The organism is Methylotenera sp. E1MeOHC1, from assembly GCF_058745595.1.
This window is the reverse complement of the sequence record NZ_CP196025.1, coordinates 2119774-2138542: the sequence shown is the minus strand read 5'-3', so window position 1 is coordinate 2138542 and position 18769 is coordinate 2119774. Positions and strand designations below refer to the sequence as shown.

General features: G+C 46.1%; 15 protein-coding genes. 3 read left to right on the top strand and 12 right to left on the bottom strand.

Annotated features, from left to right (window positions below; genetic code table 11):
• The first annotated feature begins 85 nt into the window (after positions 1-85).
• Positions 86-283: a YgaP family membrane protein gene (locus tag ACSSU7_RS10015; RefSeq protein ID WP_492516341.1), complete on the top strand. Its 198-nt coding sequence runs from the start codon at positions 86-88 to the stop codon at positions 281-283.
• Between the two features lie 34 nt (positions 284-317).
• Here the strand turns inward: ACSSU7_RS10015 and ahpF are convergent, their stop codons facing one another.
• The 5 genes from ahpF to ACSSU7_RS09990 form a co-directional block, all read right to left on the bottom strand.
• Entirely contained in the window at positions 318-1901 is a 1584-nt protein-coding gene (gene ahpF, locus ACSSU7_RS10010) for an alkyl hydroperoxide reductase subunit F (protein ID WP_492516340.1), read from the bottom strand.
• Between the two features lie 156 nt (positions 1902-2057).
• Positions 2058-2621, bottom strand: a complete 564-nt coding sequence (ahpC, locus tag ACSSU7_RS10005) for an alkyl hydroperoxide reductase subunit C (RefSeq protein WP_492516339.1) — start codon at positions 2619-2621, stop codon at positions 2058-2060.
• A 196-nt stretch (positions 2622-2817) separates the two neighbouring features.
• Positions 2818-3135 (bottom strand): thiosulfate oxidation carrier complex protein SoxZ, encoded by a 318-nt coding sequence (gene soxZ, locus ACSSU7_RS10000; protein WP_492516338.1) that lies wholly within the window; start codon positions 3133-3135, stop codon positions 2818-2820.
• Positions 3136-3188: 53 nt separating this feature from the next.
• A complete protein-coding gene (locus ACSSU7_RS09995) occupies positions 3189-3623 on the bottom strand; it encodes a thiosulfate oxidation carrier protein SoxY (RefSeq protein WP_492516337.1) in 435 nt (144 codons plus the stop codon).
• A gap of 8 nt (positions 3624-3631) precedes the next feature.
• Positions 3632-5074 (bottom strand): M48 family metallopeptidase, encoded by a 1443-nt coding sequence (locus ACSSU7_RS09990; protein ID WP_492517788.1) that lies wholly within the window; start codon positions 5072-5074, stop codon positions 3632-3634.
• A gap of 110 nt (positions 5075-5184) precedes the next feature.
• On the opposite strand from ACSSU7_RS09990, the gene moaC reads away from it, so the two are divergent.
• Positions 5185-5667, top strand: a complete 483-nt coding sequence (gene moaC / locus ACSSU7_RS09985; protein WP_492516336.1) for a cyclic pyranopterin monophosphate synthase MoaC — start codon at positions 5185-5187, stop codon at positions 5665-5667.
• A gap of 157 nt (positions 5668-5824) precedes the next feature.
• Here the strand turns inward: moaC and ACSSU7_RS09980 are convergent, their stop codons facing one another.
• From ACSSU7_RS09980 to rpe, 7 genes are all read right to left on the bottom strand, one after another.
• Positions 5825-8929, bottom strand: coding sequence for an efflux RND transporter permease subunit (locus ACSSU7_RS09980; RefSeq protein ID WP_492516335.1), 3105 nt, complete (start codon positions 8927-8929; stop codon positions 5825-5827).
• Positions 8929-10065 (bottom strand): efflux RND transporter periplasmic adaptor subunit, encoded by a 1137-nt coding sequence (locus tag ACSSU7_RS09975; RefSeq protein WP_492516334.1) that lies wholly within the window; start codon positions 10063-10065, stop codon positions 8929-8931. The genes ACSSU7_RS09980 and ACSSU7_RS09975 overlap by 1 nt, the downstream gene beginning before the upstream one ends.
• Positions 10066-10084: 19 nt before the next feature.
• On the bottom strand, positions 10085-11374 hold the full coding sequence (locus ACSSU7_RS09970) for a TolC family protein (RefSeq protein ID WP_492516333.1): 1290 nt from the start codon (positions 11372-11374) through the stop codon (positions 10085-10087).
• 235 nt (positions 11375-11609) lie between these two features.
• Positions 11610-14207 carry a bifunctional diguanylate cyclase/phosphodiesterase gene (locus tag ACSSU7_RS09965; RefSeq protein WP_492516332.1) on the bottom strand — a complete coding sequence of 866 codons (2598 nt, stop codon included), beginning with the start codon at positions 14205-14207 and terminating at the stop codon, positions 11610-11612.
• Positions 14208-14216: 9 nt separating this feature from the next.
• On the bottom strand, positions 14217-15698 hold the full coding sequence (gene trpE, locus ACSSU7_RS09960) for an anthranilate synthase component I (RefSeq protein ID WP_492516331.1): 1482 nt from the start codon (positions 15696-15698) through the stop codon (positions 14217-14219).
• A 182-nt stretch (positions 15699-15880) separates the two neighbouring features.
• On the bottom strand, positions 15881-16546 hold the full coding sequence (locus tag ACSSU7_RS09955) for a phosphoglycolate phosphatase (protein ID WP_492516330.1): 666 nt from the start codon (positions 16544-16546) through the stop codon (positions 15881-15883).
• Between the two features lie 133 nt (positions 16547-16679).
• Positions 16680-17390 (bottom strand): ribulose-phosphate 3-epimerase, encoded by a 711-nt coding sequence (gene rpe / locus ACSSU7_RS09950; protein ID WP_015833176.1) that lies wholly within the window; start codon positions 17388-17390, stop codon positions 16680-16682.
• Between the two features lie 117 nt (positions 17391-17507).
• On the opposite strand from rpe, the gene hemA reads away from it, so the two are divergent.
• Positions 17508-18752 carry a glutamyl-tRNA reductase gene (hemA, locus tag ACSSU7_RS09945; RefSeq protein WP_492516329.1) on the top strand — a complete coding sequence of 415 codons (1245 nt, stop codon included), beginning with the start codon at positions 17508-17510 and terminating at the stop codon, positions 18750-18752.
• Positions 18753-18769 lie beyond the last annotated feature (17 nt).

Below are 18769 nucleotides of genomic sequence, written 5' to 3'. Positions count from 1 at the left end.
ATAAATTTAGCTACTTTCATACATAGCAAGTTGGGCGTACACTAAACACTCTGACTTTTTAGTCAGTGTTCACACAAGGAGCTGTATGATGAAAGCTAACATTTGTGGAATCGAACGCGCCGTGCGCATTATTGCAGGGCTAGCGTTAATCGCATGGGTGTTATTTGCAAATGGCCCAGTTTGGGCTTGGATTGGTGTGGTACCGCTAGCGACTGGGCTTATTAACTACTGCCCGGCTTACGGTTTACTAGGCATTAGTACCTGCAAAACCAAACATGAATAAAAAGGCGGCTTTAAGCCGCCTTTTTACTACGGCTTTACTGCCTAATCAAATAATCAAATGCGCCTAGTGAGGCTTTGGCACCTTCGCCCATTGCAATAACGATTTGCTTGTAAGGCGTAATGGTCACATCGCCAGCGGCAAACACGCCCGGTAGCGATGTTGCATTGTGATGATTCACCTCAATTTCGCCATACTTACTCAGGTTTAGGCTGCCTTTTAACCAATCACTATTCGGCACTAATCCAATCTGTACAAACACGCCATCTAACGCTAAATGCTTAGACTCACCAGTAACACGATCCGTGTAGGTTAGCCCATTCATTTTAACGCCATCACCAGTAACCTCTGTGGTTTGCGCACTGGTAATGATGGTGACGTTACTTAATGTACGTAGCTTTCTCTGTAACACGGCATCTGCTTTTAATTCAGTATCAAACTGCAATAAAGTCACATGGCCGACAAAATTAGCTAAATCAATAGCAGCTTCCACCCCCGAGTTACCGCCGCCTACTACCGCAACAGGTTTACCTTTAAATAACGGACCATCGCAATGTGGGCAGTAAGCAACCCCTTTGCCTCGGTATTCTTTTTCACCTGGCACGCTTAGCTCACGCCAGCGCGCACCGGTAGCTAGAATCACCGATTTACTTCTCAAGGTTGCGCCGCTTTCCAACTTTAATTCGATTAAATCATCGTTTTTGTTGCCGTGTTTACCAGGCTCAGTTAAAGCAACTGCGCGCTGTAAATTCATGATTTCCACATCATAGCTTTTTACATGCTCTTCCAACGCCATCACTAATTTTGGCCCTTCGGTTTCCTTTACGGAAATAAAGTTTTCAATGCCTAATGTATCCATCACTTGCCCGCCAAAGCGCTCCGCTACAATACCAGTACGTATGCCTTTACGTGCTGCATAGATTGCGGCTGACGCACCCGCCGGACCACCGCCCACCACCAATACATCGAAAGGTGCTTGCGCATCTAATTTTTTCGCTTCACGCGCTACGGCACCAAGGTCAATCTTTGGCAGGATTTCGTCCAACTCCATACGGCCGGCACCAAACACATCACCATTTAAGTAAGTGGTCGGCACAGACATAATGTCTCTGGCTTTCACTTCATCCTGATATAGCGCACCATCAATCATCACATGGGTAATGTTTGGGTTAATGACGGCCATCATGTTCATTGCCTGCACAACATCTGGGCAGTTATGGCAACTGAGCGAGATATAAGTCTCAAAGTGGAAAGTACCTTCAATCGCCGCAATTTGTGCAATTTTTTCAGCCTCTAGCTTCATCGGATGACCACCCGTGTGAAGTAGTGCCAACACTAAAGAGGTAAACTCATGGCCCATTGGAATACCAGCAAAACGCACGCCTACCGCTTTATGCGCTTCGGTATGGGTTGCACCACGTTTTACAGCAAATGAAGGTTTACGCGCATCATCTTCCATGGTCAGCGTAATCTTGTCTGACATGCTCGCGATTTCTTCCAGCAGTTCACGCATCTCTTGTGCTGCCGGCGTTTCATCTAATGATGCAGCCAATACGATAGGCTCACGCAACATCTGTAAATAGGTTTGCAATTGGGTTTTGATACCAGTTTCTAATGCCATGATTGCTCTCTTCTTTAAATTCTCATCTGGCTGTGCTTTAGTACAACCAACTTTACTTAAAATAAAGGCATTATCTTTTGAATAATGCCCTTGTTATTTCACTGCACTAAGAGATGTTTGCTCGTTAGCGCAGTATTACTTTGTCTAAAACAATAATTAGATCTTACCTACTAGGTCTAATGATGGCGTGATTGTTTTAGCGCCTTCTTGCCATTTAGCTGGGCAAACTTGGCCTGGGTTAGCCGCTGTGAATTGAGCAGCTTTCAATTTACGTAGTGTTTCTTTTACGTCACGTGCGATTTCGTTGCTGTGTACTTCAACAGTTTTAATCACGCCTTCTGGGTTGATCACGAAAGTACCACGTAATGCTAGGCCTTCTGCATCGATATGCACATCAAATGCACGTGTTAATTGGTGTGTTGGGTCACCCACTAATGGGAATTTTGCTTTACCAACTGCTGGTGATGTTTCGTGCCACACTTTGTGTGAGAAATGTGTGTCGGTTGTTACGATGTACACTTCAGCACCAGCTTTTTGGAATTCTGCATAGTTGTCAGCAGCATCTTCAACTTCAGTTGGGCAGTTAAAAGTAAATGCTGCTGGCATAAAAATCACCACAGACCATTTACCCTTCATGCTTACATCGCTCACTTCAACAAATTTACCATTGTGGAAAGCTTCTGTTTTGAATGGTTGTACTTGTGTATTGATTAATGACATCGTTTTTCCTATCTATTGATTAAAAAAATGGTTAATAAAACTATAAATTCATGGTTTGAATTATAGAGATTATTTTTAATAAATCCAATATATCATTCTAATGATATTGATAAATTAAATTTATCATAATGCAACTAGCGTAAAGATAGCGATTTACAACAAACTGTCTAAAACTGAATGAATACGTGCTGCCATCTCAAGCGGGAGTAACTGCAATACTTTGTGTGGCGGTTTCACCTAGGTTGTCATGCCACGTCACTTCAACCACATCACCCACCTTAGCGCCTTTTAGTCTAAAGGTTAAATATGGGTTTTTAGCAATGCCAGTGCCCCACTGTGCCTCTATTACTGGCTTGCCATTTAAGGTAGCACTTAGCAGCTGCACAAAATGCGCGGGTACCAATTGGTCATGGTCATCTTTCCTGCGCCCTGTTTCCATCGGGTGACTCATCAACACTTTAACTTCAGTGTAGTCACCCTTAAGCTGCGCTCGCATTTTCATGTTGTTATCCATGTGAACTCCTTAGTACTCGAGGGAAAGCCCGTGCCGAATCATACCCATCACCACTAACCGCAACCGTTTTCTAACACGGTAATATTTTTACTACGTGTGAAATACTGCGTGCCTGCCTTCACAATAATTTTCAGATCCGAGGTCTCCGCCATTTTAATACGCGTGATCACAAACGGCTCAGCGCCATTACTGAACATAAAGTTAGCAATCAGCGGTGTTGGATTGTGCTCCACCAAAATCGCAATCGCCTCTGTATTCTCGATATTGCTCTGCACCTCTACCTGCACGATAGCGCCATTCTCGGCACGGTCTGGCGCAACAATCACGATATCTTGCGTTGGAATCTCGACACTGATATTTAACGAGCGTGTTGCATCATTGATTTTCACCGCCTCAAATGCGGGTTTATTCCATAAAGCAGCCCACAGCTTAAGCGGTGCTAACGCAATCAAAGTGAGCATTCCCAACAAGAAACTTCTGCGCTGCATATTACCTCCTACAGTTTTGCCTTTTTGTCATCGCCCATCATTTGCCTAAGCTGCCTTAAACGCGCCTCTACAATTGATTGCTGATAAAAATCACCGTCGTTCGCTTTTGCCGCCAAATCCATCTGCTCGATGGCGCGTGCTAGGTCATATTTTCTATAATAGGCCTCACTCAGCGCCTGATGGCTGAGTAGCACCTTATTCTGCATAGTGTACGCCTTGGCCAGCAAGTCATACAGATAGGCATCATTCGGGTATAAGCCCTGCTTTGCTTTCACCAACTGGACAGCCTGCTCTGCTTGTCTGGTAGCGAGGTAATGCTCTGCATAGCCATAAATCAAGGCGCGACTGTCCGGAAAGGTCCTTAATGCGGACGCATACTTCTCGGCCGCGGCGGCAGGTTTATCTCTAGCTACCTCTAAACGTGCGGCCAAGCTCTCTAGCATGGGGTGTGGCGTAGCGTTCTTCTTAAGCCAAGCCAGCTCTTTATCTGCTTGTGTCCAAGCACTTTTACGCAACAAGGCCACGGCTAAGCCATAATGCTCCGCTGCCGCATTGGCATAACGCTGCTCGCGAATATTCTGCTCGAATAAATCAATTGTAGCTTGACCGGCCCCAAGCATGGCACGCAATTTGGCTTTTACATACAGAAACTCCACGCTATCTGCCACTTGCTTGTAGTGCATTTGTTCTACGCGGTTAGCCACATCTGCAATACGCTCAGAAGTTAATGGGTGAGTACGCAAAAAGCTAGGTGCATTACCCTCGGCAAAACGTGAGCCACGCTGCAAAGTTTTAAAAAACTCTGGCATTGCACGTACATCAAAACCGCCTGAATCTAAAATCTGCAATCCAATACGGTCAGCCTCACGCTCATGCTCACGTGTGTAATCAAGCTGATTCTGCACGCCTATCGCAGAAGATGCCGTAAGTGCCCCGGTCGCTAACTGTGGATTAGATCTTGCCACTAGTAGCGCCAGCGCAATACCCGCCAAGTTCTTAAACGTATCATACTTTTGCGAAGCCAGCATACGCGCCAAGTGCCGCTGCGTTACGTGGCCAATTTCATGCCCAAGCACGCTGGCAAGTTCAGACTCACTATTTGCGGCTAGAATCAAACCGGTATGCACACCAATCACACCACCCGGCATAGCAAATGCGTTGATAGAAGGGTCTTGCACCACAAAGAAGTTAAAGGTCTGCCGCTTGTCTGGGCCATTCGCTACCAATTTCCCGCCCAAGGCCTGCAAATAGTCGCTCACTTCTACGTCATTCAACACCTCATCGCTCACCGCTACTTGGCGCAAAATCTGCTCAGCGATTTCTTGCTCCTGTAAAGGTGACAACACAGTGGCAGAAACATCGCCTAAATCTGGCAACTCATTCGCTATTGCTGGATATGCATGCGCAACAGATACAACTAATAATATAATGGTAGATAAAGTTAATTTCATCATTACTATGATAACGTTTGTAGTTGAATGTTTCATAATTCTGCGCAAATTATCTGCCATCGACTTATGCAAATCAACACAGCAACATCCTAGATACCGAGAGTTTCAAGATGACAAACCCACTTACCCACTTTGATCAACATGGCCAAGCACATATGGTCGATATTGGCGAAAAAGCTGAAACGCACCGCATTGCCGTTGCCACAGGCCTCATCAGCATGCTGCCTGCAACCCTCGCTTTGATTCAAAGCGGCACCAGCAATAAAGGGGATGTACTCGGTATTGCCAGAATCGCGGCGATTCAGGCCGCGAAGAAAACCTCAGACCTCATTCCACTATGCCACCCCATTTTCCTCACGCGCATTGCGGTAAGCTTTGATGTTAACGAAGCACAATCTAGCATTAGCTGCACCGTCACCAGCGAAACCTATGGAAAAACAGGCGTAGAAATGGAGGCCCTCACCGCAGTGAGCGCTTGCTTACTTACCATTTACGATATGTGCAAAGCGGCAGATCGTGGGATGACAATTTCTGAGATTAAGCTACTAGAAAAACAAGGCGGCAAATCTGGGCATTGGCTGGCAGAAAAATAAGCGCCAACCTAAGTAATCCAAATAAAAACAGAGCTAAGCGTGGCCGCCCGCATTAATTTTTCTATGTAACGAAAATGGCTAAACTGCATCACGCTGGAACAGGCGGCACTTACTCAGCCTAGCGTGTTCCGGTAATTAATGACGCCGCTATTGCCCATCACTCGTTATTAGTTTCTTTACTTTTTCTATCACTAAAGAACAGTGGGAACAACAACGGCAGCAACAGCAAGGTGAAAATCGTGGCAGTGACTAATCCGCCAACAATCACCACAGCGAACGGGCGCTGTGTTTCAGAACCAATCCCATGCGAAAGTGCTGCTGGCAATAAGCCCAACCCAGCCATTAAAGCGGTCATTAGAATCGGGCGCAAACGCACAACAGCGCCTTCTAGCACAGCTTCTGTGATACTGCGCCCCTCTAACAGCAGGTGATTAAATTGTTCCACCATAATCACGCCGTTTTGTACCGATATCCCAGCTAACGCAATAAAACCCACAGCTGCCGAGATAGAAAGATGCAGCCCAGCCAAAGCTAAGCCAGCAAAGCCACCAATTAAGCTGAAAGGTATCATCAGCAACACCAGCAGTGCGTTGCGTACGGAACGGAATGCACCAAATAACACCACAAAAATTAGCATTAATGACAGCGGCACAATCACTTTGAGACGTTTGATTGAGCGCTGTTGATTTTCAAACTGACCACCCCATGTCATGGTATAGCCAGGCGGCAGTTTGACTTGCTCCTTCACCTTAGCCATGGCCTCTTTCACGAAGCTACCTTGGTCACGATCAATCAAATTGGCTTTGATTGCCACAATGCGGGAAACGCCCTCACGCGCGACTCTAGATGCACCTTGTTTAATGGTGACATCGGCAACTTCACCCAAGGGGATAGTGCCTGCGTTATTGGGTAAAGCAACGGGCAACTCATTAATATCATCTAAAGAGTCGCGGTAGTCTCTTGCCAGCCTCAGCGTGACATCAAAGCGACGGTCACCATCATAGAAGGTGTTTGTTGCCGTGCCACCCAATGCTGTTTGTACAGAAGCATTTACGTCATTCACATTCATGCCGTAGCGCGCTAGTTTTTGGCGATCTAACGTGATATCAAGTTCCGAGTTACCTGAAATGCGGATGGCTGCGACATCGGTAGCGCCCTTAATTGAGTTAAGCACAGTGGCGACCTGATCCGATTTTTCTTCCAGCACAGCCAAATCTGGGCCGAAAATTTTGACCGAAATCTCACCTTTCACACCGGATAAGGCCTCTTCCACGCTATCTTGAATCACTTGCGAGAAGTTGGTTGGAATGCCTGGAATTTGATGTATTTTCCCGGATATATCAGCAATCAGTGCCTCTTTGTTGCTAAATTTCCAAGTATCTTTTGGCTTTAAATCAGCCAGAATCTCAATATTGTTGGGGCCTTTAGGGTCGGTGCCATCGTCCGGTCGACCAACATGGCTTACCACCAGATTAATCTCTTTATAACTCGTTAAGACATTGCGAATGTTGCGTTCAATTTCTTTGGTTTTTTCTAGGCCGGTGGATGGTGGCATGCTGATGGTTAGCCAAATATTGCCCTCATCCAACTTGGGCAAGAACTCTGAACCCAGTAGTGGCGATAAAACCAGAGAAAGCACTAATAAAGACACGGATGCCAAGATGACAGGCAGCCGAATTTTAACCACTCTTAGCAAAATGCCGCGATACCACTCTTGGGTGTTGTGCATCCATGTGCTGTGCGTCTCTGCCATGTCTGTGCGTTTCATTAAGTAAGACATGAGAGCTGGCACCAGCGTGAGCGTGAGCAAAATTGAGCCTAGCAAAGCAAAGCTCAATGTAAACGCCATAGGTGAGAAGATTTTGCCTTCTACGCGCTGGAAAGTGAAAATCGGCAGGAAGGCCAAAATAATAATCACTTTTGAAAACAGGATAGGGCGCCCCATTTCAATCGCAGTGTTTTTAAGCGTGGTAACACGCCAAGAATGCGTGCCATGATGTGGAAACTCATCTACTTTTGCGAGTGAGAGCTTCACCATGAGTGCCTCTACCAACACCACGGCACTATCGATAATAATACCGAAGTCCACCGCACCCAGTGAAATCAAGTTCGCCGAAACGCCGCGTATATCCATGACGATAAAAGCAAACAGCAGTGATAGCGGAATAATCGCTGCAACAATGAGCGCTGCACGCCAGTTACGTAAAAAGATAATGAGAATAGCCACCACCAGAATCGCACCAACAATCATGTTCTCAGTCACCGTATGAACGGTGTGATGAATCAGGCTAGTACGGTCATAAAAAGGTTTGATCTTTACACCCTCGGGCAGCTTGGCATTGACCTCTTCCACTTTGGCTTTTAAGGCCTCAATCACTTTTGCCGGATTTTGGCCTTTGTTCATCAGCACAATGCCTTCAATCACATCATCTTGATTGTTAAAAGCCACAATGCCTGAGCGGAATCGATCGCCAACGAGCACTTGGCCTACATCTTTAACTAGGATAGGTTTGCCCGCATTGGATAAAATAACCGTCTCGGCAATGTCATCCAGCGAGCGATATAAACCTAAGGAGCGCACAACGAGCGACTCATCCCCCCGATGCATGAGGCCACCGCCTACGTTGCTACTGTTATTGCTGAGCGCTTGATTAACTTGGTCGATACTGATGTTGTATTTTTTAAGCAAGTAAGGGTCTAGCTTGACTTGGTATTCTTTTACAGCACCGCCAAAACTAGTGATGTCAGCTACCCCCGGCACCGTTCTCAGTACGGGAATAATTTGCCAATCTTGAATTGCGCGCACCTCACGTTGCGGCATATCTTTCGGGGCCTCTACCAGAAATCGATAAATTTCACCCACGGCGGTAGTAAGTGGCGCTAGTGTGGGTTGGTATTCTGGCGGTAGGTTGACTGCCTGTAGTTTTTCTAACACCTGCTGACGAGCGAAATAGTCATCGGTCTTTTCAGAAAAAGTCAGCGTCACTACCGATAAACCAGTAATTGAAACTGAGCGCATCTGCGCTAAATTCGGCACGCCGCTCATGCCGTGCTCAATCGGCAGCGTCACAACGCGCTCAACCTCTTCAGGTGCTAGGCCCGATACTTGCGTCACAATACCTACGTGCACGTCCTCAACATCAGGGAAAGCTTCAATCGGCAAATTCTGGACAGATACAATGCCAGCGATCACGAGTATAAAGGTTGCAATCAGTACAAAGGTACGTTGTTGCAGCGAGAAGGTAATGAGTTTTTCTAGCATTATTGACCCGCAGCCAACTCTGAGTTAATCAAAATAGCGCCTTTGGTCACCACGCGTTCACCAGCTTTTAAGCCGTCTTTAATGGTAGCGTAATCACGCCCCTGTAAATCTAGCGTGACGCGGCGTTTTTGAATATGTCCATGACTGGTTTCAACGAACACGTAGCTGTATAAGCCTTCCGTAATCAGCGCGCTGTTAGGGATACGAATAACTTTTTGTTGTGCCAAGTTAAGTGGCGTCACTCGTGCAAACATTTCTGGGCGCAATTTTCCTTTGCTCTCTACGGAGCAACGCACTTGAACGCGGCGGCTGACTGGGTCTAGCATAGTACCGATCGATTGGACTTTTCCCTGAAACTCCTCATCAGGAAACGCATCCACTTTGATACTTAATGCTTGACCAAGGCTCACTTTGTTGAGATCGCGCTCTGGGAGATCAATCATGGCCCAAAGATGATCTGGGTTGGTAATAATAAATAGCGGGTTTGGCGCATCAGGGCGCACTTCGTTGCCAACGTTGATCTGGCGGTCAACAATCATACCGGCCATCGGCGCCTTCAACGTGAAGCTTTCGTTGCTAGAAGCTGCGCGATCAACCCCCAAGTTATGTAAGCGTGACTTTGTGCGCGTAGCCTCAGCTTGAGATTGCGCCATATCTGATTGCGCGGATTCAAACTCTTTATGCGCAATCACGCCGCCATCTAACAGCAGCTTGCTGCGTTCCAAAGCTTTTCTTTTTAAATCTAAATCAGCACTTGCTTTACGATAGTCAGCAACTGCTGAGCCTAGGTCCGGAGAGTCGATAGTCAGTAGGGCTTGACCAGCCTTTACGTGGTCACCCAACTGCGCATGTATTTTGATAGCGCGGCCCAATACAGGAGAACTGATCCGCGAGGTGTAGTTTTCATCAAAACTAATTTTCCCATTAAGAGGCTCTGTCGTTGAGGCAACCACCTCAGTAACAGGCTCAATTTTCAAATTAGCCTCCTGAGCGGAGTTCTCTTTCAAGATTACTTCGTTTTCTGACTTGGCGTGCGGAACTGGGGAAGGTTTAGGACCAGCCACAGCAGATATCGGTAGCGTGAAGGAGGCACCAACCAGTAGAATCGTGAGTAAAGAGCTGAATCCGTGCTTCATGTGCTTCCCTTATTAATACTTAATTTTGATTATTTTCTATTCTGGTAGCCGCTTGCCATGCCGCCAGGGCTTTTGCATAATCCGCGTGGGCGGTGGCAGCATCTAATTGTAATGAGCGCAGTACACGGCGCGCATCGAGTAAGTCGGTAATGCCGGTAGCACCATGGCTATAAGCAAACTCAGCGGCATTTGCTGCTTTTTGTGCCTCCGTCAAGATTTGCGTGTCGAAGCGATTTACTTTCTCGGAGGCTGCATTTAAATCTGCTCGTGCACGGGCGATTTCACTTACCGCAGATGCACGTGCCTGCTGTTTCGCCTCTAGCGCCGAGGTCAGGTCAACTTCAGCCCTGCTGATTTCACCTTGATATTCGTAATTAGTAAATAATGGAATGGTAATCGCCGCCCCAATGGTGTTGGTGTCAGCACCGGGCATTTGCCCAGGAAAGCGTTGGTATTGCAGTGCAATATTCACGTCGCGCGTTTTTAATGCATTGGCAAGGCGTTGGTTTTCTTCTGCTTGCTTGGTGCGTGCCTCAGCTGCCAATACATCAGGCCTCGCATCCACATCTTGCAGCGTACTTATAGTCTGGCTAATTGCAGGCCAGCCATCTTGTGCATACAAACGGGCGGCCTCATTCTCTTGCCCCATCATATAGGCAAGATTAGTTTGCGCCTTTTCACGGTTTGCTTTGGCCTGACGCATATCATTTTGTATTTTTAACAAATCCACGCGCATTCTGGCAACGTCGCTAGCGGCAATGTCACCGACTTTTAATCTCAGTTCGGCAGCCTGAATAGTTTTTTCGTAGGCGGCACTATTGCTCGCCAGAATCTTTTCGGCTTCTTGCGCCAACAGCAAGTCGTAATAAGCATCATTAAAACTCAACAGCAATTGCCGCTCTGCGTCTTTCAAGTCGTAATTGGAGGCTTTGATTGCGCTTTTGGCTGAGGCCATGCGCAGTTCACGCTTGTCACCGCGCTCAATCAATTGGCTAATCTGCACGGTTGAGTTAAGGGTTTGATCCGACAGGCTGTTGCTGCCGTTGGGATTTTTATTGGCAGCGGAGCGATTAAGGTTAAAGCTTGCAACGCCGAGTGATAAGTTAGGATTTGGCTTTTGTGAGGCAGTGATTGCATCGGCCTCAGCCCCTTGCACGATGCGTTTGGCAGAAATTAGCTCTTTATTATTTTCATGAAATAAATGTTGAGCATCTTCCAAAGTTAGGTGAGCCAAATCAGCCGCAGCATAAGCAACAGGTAGATTGGTCAAAATACCGAGCGCTAGGATATAAGCAATTTTTTTAAACATCGTTATTCGCTATAGTTATTTTTAGTCAGAACGTCAGGGGCATCTCGGGCTGTTTTGTAATAAGTAGGACGTTCAATTGACCACACTACGTAAGAAAAATTCCGCAGACGCATTAAGTTTAGATTTTAGATCAAACGCCACAGAACAAAGCCCCAACAAAGATAGTAGTTCAAAAACAATCCCGCAGTATATCCTATCTCCATCGCCGCAATTATTAAGAAATTATTAACCCACTTTAGCTATTGATGACGAATTCTTCAAAACTCGCTACAACTACAGGTCGGCTAAAGTAATATCCCTGAAAATAATCACAGCCAAAATCCTTAAGCAGCTCGAACTGCTCAAGCTGCTCCACACCTTCCGCCACAATGTCACAATGGATGGTCTTGCCAACAGCAAGCACCATCTGAATAATCGCAGCATCGTTAGAGTCGGTGAGTACATCATGCACAAATGACTGGTCAATTTTAATTTGTGTCACTGGCAGCTTCTTCAGATAGACCAATGATGAATGCCCAATGCCAAAATCATCCAATGCAATGCGCACGCCCATCTGCCTCAGAATGTTGATTTTATTGATGACATCATCCATGTTATCGATGACCGCTGTTTCCGTCAGCTCCAGCTTCAGTAAGCCAGGGTTAATTGCGGTTTTTGCCAGCATCTCACGCAGCTCTTGTACAAAATTGATGTATAAAAACTGCTTGGCACTAATATTCACTGAGAGCTTAATTTGGTTAAGGGCAGGGTTCGTCTCCCACGCCTTTAGTTGCTGACAGGCCTGCTCCAGCACCCAATGTCCAATTTTAATAATGAGGTTTGTTTTTTCCGCAATCGGTATAAACTCAGCCGGGCTAATCTGACCTAATGTCGGGTGATTCCATCTTAGCAACACCTCGGCGGCCACTACTTGTTTAGCGACATTAACGATAGGCTGATAATTGAGATATAACTCCTGATTCACCAGCGCTAAGCTAAGGGCGGCCTCTAACGCAAAGCTTTTCTCTATACTCTCTTGCGTCAATTGATCATAAAAACGATAGGTATTGCCGCCGCTGTCTTTTGATAAGTACATTGCAGTATCTGCATGCCTTAGATGGTCTTCAAAAGTAAGTGCATTATCATTAAATAAAGTGATTCCGATGCTGGCAGAGGTAGAAAATTCAAATAAACTTAGGTAGTAATTTTTATTCAGTTCGGCCAACAGCTTTTGTGCAATCTCGCTTACCTGCTGATAGGCAATACTGGCATTCTGGTCCAGGCTTTCTAATATCACCACAAACTCATCACCACTAAGCCTGGCAACAGTGTCTCCAGCGCGCACCGTATGTTGAATGCGATGCGCCACCTCAATCAACAGTTGATCGCCTACATCATGGCCCTTGGTATCATTGAGTACTTTAAATTTATCTAAATCAATAAATAATAACGCGCAGTAAGTATTAGCGCGTTGGGCGATCGACATGGCATGCTGATAGCGATCTGCGAGCAAACGCCGATTGGGTAAACTGGTTAACGCGTCGTAATAGGCAAAATTCTCGATTTCCTGCCTGGCTTTTTTCTGCTCGGATATGTCACGTACAAAACCGGTGACTAAAGACAAATTGGCATCTTTTAATGCAGTTAGTGTTAACTCAATAGGAAATTCACTACCATCTGCACGCATCCCCACCAACTCGATACGTTGGTTAAAAATATGTGTCACCCCTGATAGTTTATATTGCTGATGCCCTGTATGGTGTGCAGCGCGATAGCGTGCCGGAATAATCAATTCGGACATCGACTTGCCAAGCACATCTTCTTTTTTGTATCCAAAAATACGCTCGGCTGCCGGATTAAACTCAACTAATAATCCAGCAGAGTCAATGGTGACAATAGCATCCAATGCGCCATCTATCACTGCGCGCAGCTTTTTATCATTTTTTTGTATGGTCAAATGCGCTAGATTACGCTCAGCCTGCAAGGCAGAAATTAATAGCATGGTCACTACTAGCGCCACCATAAACGTCCAAAGCGAGAACACTCCCTCACTTAAGTCATGGCTGTAAAAATTGCCGCTACCCTGTGAAGTCACCCAGACCGCTATGCTGGATAAAATAATCACAAAGAACGAGCCACCAACTAAACCAAAGCTCATTGAGGCCCATATCAGCATGGGTAAAATCACGAACATGGATAAAATAAACTGCTTGTTTAGATCTGGCACTGCACTCACGATGATGAGCTCAACACAAACAAATAAAATAATCCATGCCAGCAACTGGTAGCACTTGTTGTTACAAGTAAAAGTGCCTTTTCTGCCAAGATTGAGCACTAGGGGCAATGCGAGCAGCACACCGAGGCTATCACCAAGCCACCAGATAAACCATATGCTGGATAACTTATCGGTGTGAGCAAGCCCAGTAATATACAAACTGAACATTCCGCCTGTCGCACATACAGCCATGCCGATCAGGGCGACAACAATCATCAGAAAAATATCTTTTTGCTTGTATAAATGATGATTAAAACGAAATTTTGGTAGTAGGTATGCGGCGAGGGCGGGGCCCAGCGTATTGGTAATTGCAATTAAAATGCTGGCGGAGAAGGGTAAAACAGTTAATTCAACAAGCAAAGATGCGATAAAGACAGCAGGGATGCTGACACGCCCCCAGCGCATGATAGAACCGACAGCAATACCGGTAGGCAGCCAAATCAGAGTCGCTACAGACTCTTTGTAAGGCACCATCAGCCCAAGTTTAGCGGTGACAAAATAAGCAAACGCTACTGCTATAAAAGTAATTAACTTTCCTTTGAAAGTCAAAAACCTATATTGAGCAATAGCGTTTTGCATCACATGCACTTAGCTGATATCAAGTCCATCTTGCACCAGCTCGGCAGCACGGAGGACTGCCCGTGCCTTGTTCTGGGTTTCCATCCATTCGCTTTCAGGGACAGAGTCTGCCACGATGCCGGCACCAGCCTGCACATAAAGCATATTGTTTTTAATCACGCCGGTTCTAATCGCGATTGCTACGTCCATATCGCCATTAAATCCTAAATAACCGACAGCACCCGCATAAATGCCGCGCTTGCTAGGCTCTAATTCATCGATGATTTCCATGGCGCGCACTTTAGGAGCACCGCTCACCGTACCGGCAGGGAACGTGGCTTTAATCACATCAATCGCATCCATTCCCGGCTTGAGCTTACCTTCCACATTGCTCACAATGTGCATAACGTGGGAGTAGCGCTCTATCATCATGTTATCGGTCACCTTAACAGAACCAGTCACCGCAACACGGCCTACATCATTGCGCCCTAAGTCCATTAACTGTACGTGCTCTGCACGCTCTTTCGGGTCTGCCAGCAACTCTTCTGCCAGTGCAATATCCTGCTCGCGCGTCTTGCCGCGCGGCCTTGTTCCGGCAATTGGCCGCGCAGTCACGGTACCGTTCTCAAGGCGCACCAGAATCTCAGGGGAGGCACCCACTACGTGGTGGTCACCCATGTCGTAATAGAACATATATGGTGATGGATTCAAGCTACGCAACGCGCGATACAGCGATAGCGGCGGCGCAGAAAATTTCTGTGACATGCGCTGCGATAACACCACCTGCATAATGTCACCATCCAAAATATACTGCTGCGCACGCTTAACAGCCGCTTTAAAGTTATCTTCACCAAACTCTGAGCTTGCCGTGGTTTTATCCATAGCAACAGATTTTGGAATGGTGACCGTGTTTCTTAGTTTTTGCACTAATTCATTTAAGCGCTGTTTAGCCTGCTCGTAGGCGCCAGATGCCGCGGCATCAGCGTACACAATAAAATAAAGCTTACCGCTTAAATTATCCACCACCGCTAGTTGCTCAGACACCATTAACAAAACGTCCGGGGTTTCAATCGCATCTGGCTTTACATTGTTTGCCAGGCGCTTTTCAATATAACGCACAGTTTCGTAGCCAAAATAACCGGCCAAACCGCCGGTAAATCTAGGCAAGCCCTCATATGGCGGCGTTTTAAAGCGCGCTTGAAAGCTTTTCACAAAATCCAGCGGGTTGGTATTTTCAACACTTTCAACAACGGTATCACCCTCTAATACCTGAATATTTTTGCCGTGCGCCACAATGCGTATTTTTGCAGGTAAACCAATAATGGAATAACGGCCAAAACGTTCGCCGCCCTGCACCGACTCCAGCAGGTATGAAAAAGGCTGATTGGCGAGTTTTAAGTAAAGTGAAAGCGGGGTGTCGAGGTCAGCAAAAGTTTCGAGTACGAGGGGAATGCGATTGTAGCCCTGTGCTGCCAAGGCATTGAATTCATCTTGATTAATGGTATTTAACATAAACTTCCTAAGACTATATTATCGTGTTCTTAAAAATCGCACGCTACACTTGGGGTATGCGCTGCGCTCCGTGCATTAGCATTGCCAAGAGCCTCGCCAACTGGAAGAATAATTAAGAAACTTATCGTACAAATAATCGTCTGCGATGTGCTTCATATTCGAAGTTATGTTTAAAAATATTACTAAGTTAATAAATTAAGTAAGTCCGGCAAGTCGTCGATGGTGGCGTCCACCATGCTTTCGTCAATTGCCTTACCTTGATTATACCCATAAGGCACAGTAACAATATAGCATCCTGCGGCGTGCGCGGCTACTACATCTGTATCAGAATCACCCACCAGCATAGATTCGGTTTCCAACACATCTAATTTTTTACAGATATGATGCAACTGCATTGGGTCAGGTTTCTTTTTAGGTAACGTATCTCCAGATACAACCACCTCAAAAAAATCGAGCATGCCGGTCGCGCTCAATAGCGGCAGTGTGAATTTTTCAGGTTTATTCGTGACACACGCCAGCTTAAAGCCTGTGCGCTTGAGCTGGTCTAAAGTCTCTAATGCGCCGTGATATGGCTGACTGCTAGTCACGTTTTGGGCATAATGTTCAAAAAACAAGGCCTGTGCATCATTGAGCAGAGCCTCGTCTGGCTCAGTTAGCGCGCCATTCGCCACGCAACGTTTAACCAGCATTTGCGCGCCCTCACCGATATAACGTGCAATCTGTAGCGGTGATTTATTAGGTAAATTTAATGCGCCCAGCATCTGATTTGCCGCATAGGCAATTTCAGGCGCAGTGTTCACCAATGTACCGTCAAGGTCAAACATGACGGCTTTAACATTAAATCCCATGACGATTTACTTTAGTTGCAATAACGCTGATTTTAAAGCCGAATTTGATTTAAAAATATCTAATTGCAACGCACCTATTTAAAAACACCTAGCCGCTAATATTTAGCAGCTAGGTATCTCAAATATACTGCGCTTATTTTACAGTAGCCAAAGATGCACGCATTTCAGCCACTACTGTGTTGTAGCGGTTTGCATCGGTATCTTTAGGTGAACCAAAAATTGCTGAGCCAGCAACAAAAGTATCAGCACCAGCACGTGCAATTTCTGCAATGTTTTGTGCGTTCACGCCACCATCTACTTCAAGCCAGATTTGACGACCTGTTTTTTCGTAGTACGCATCGATTCTAGCGCGTGCTAATTTCAGTTTTTCCAATGTTTCTGGAATGAATTTTTGACCGCCAAAACCTGGGTTCACTGACATCAATAAAATCATATCCACTTTGTCCATCACGTGATCCAAGTAGCTTAATGAAGTAGCAGGGTTGAACACCAAGCCTGATTTACAGCCTAAGTCACGTACCATCGCCAAGCTACGGTCAATATGCTCAGAAGCTTCTGGATGGAAAGTAATGATGTTTGCACCAGCTTTTGCAAAGTCAGGAATAATACGGTCAACTGGCTTAACCATTAAATGCACATCAATCAACGCGCCTACTTTTTTTGCAGTTTCGCGAATTGCATCACACACCAATGGGCCAATGGTTAAATTAGGTACGTAGTGGTTGTCCATTACATCAAAATGCACGATGTCTGTGCCTGAGGTAATTACGTCTTCAATCTCTTGACCAAGTTTGGCAAAGTTCGCAGAAAGAATACTTGGGGCAATTCTAAAAGTTTTATCCATGGCAATATCCGTCAAATTAAATTTATTAATCAGTTTAAAGCGTTATTTTAACCTTATTTCACACTAATAAGATGATGCTTCTTGCTTAACATAGGCCAATCCCTCAAAATTACACTTATGCAGTTATATGTTATAGGCGTGAACCACACAACCGCCCCCATCCAAATCCGTGAGCATGTCGCTTTTAACAGCGAACATCTTGGCAGCGCCCTGCGCGAACTGACCATGCACGACGCTTCGGAGGCGGCTATTTTGTCCACCTGTAACCGCACCGAACTGTATTGCAGTACGGACAACCCGCAAAAAGCGCTGGCTTGGCTATCGCAATATCATAAAATCGAACCAACAGCGATCGCCCCCTATATATACACACTACCTGACGACGAAGCTGTAAAACATGCGTTCCGCGTAGCGTCAGGCTTGGACAGCATGGTATTGGGCGAGCCACAGATTTTAGGCCAATTTAAGCAATCGGTAAAAATCGCACAAGATGCAGGCACATTAGGCACCTTGTTACACAAACTGTTCCAACGCACCTTTGAAGTGGCGAAAGAGGTCCGCACCAACACCGACATCGGCGCCAACTCAATTTCAATGGCGGCCGCTGCAGTAAAACTGTCGCAGCGTATTTTTGGTGATATCAGCGAACAAAAAGTGTTGTTTATTGGCGCCGGGGAAATGATAGAACTCTGCGCCGACCACTTTGCCGCACAAAAACCAAAAAGCATGACCATTGCCAACCGCACCATTGAGCGCGGCTCTAATTTGGCGCAAAAAATCAATGGTGAAGCCATGCTGCTCAATGATTTACCTGCACATTTTGCCAATTTTGATATCGTTATCACCTCTACCGGCAGCACCTTGCCCATCATTGGCCTCGGCATGGTGGAAAGTGCAATCAAGACGCGCCGCCACCGCCCGATTTTCATGGTCGACTTAGCAGTGCCACGCGACATTGAACCCGAAGTGGCTGAATTAGATGACGTTTTCTTATATACGGTGGATGATTTAGAGCAGGTGGTATCTGACGGTATAGAAAACAGACAGACTGCCGCTGTTGAAGCCGAAATGATTGTAGAAACGCGCGTTGAAAACTTTATGCAGTGGTTTAAAAAGCGCGATGCCGTCCCCACCATTAAAGCACTGCGCGACCAAGCCGAACATATGCGCAAGGCCGAGCTAGACAAAGCCTACAAACTGCTGCAAAAAGGCGAAGCGCCGGAAAAGGCGCTAGAAGCATTAAGCCTAGCGCTCACCAACAAGTTTCTGCATGCGCCTAGCCATGCCCTAAACAAAACGCATGGTGACGAACACACCAAACTAGAAGAGATTCTAAAAGACATATATCAAATTAAAAGTTAAGCCGTATTACTTGAGAA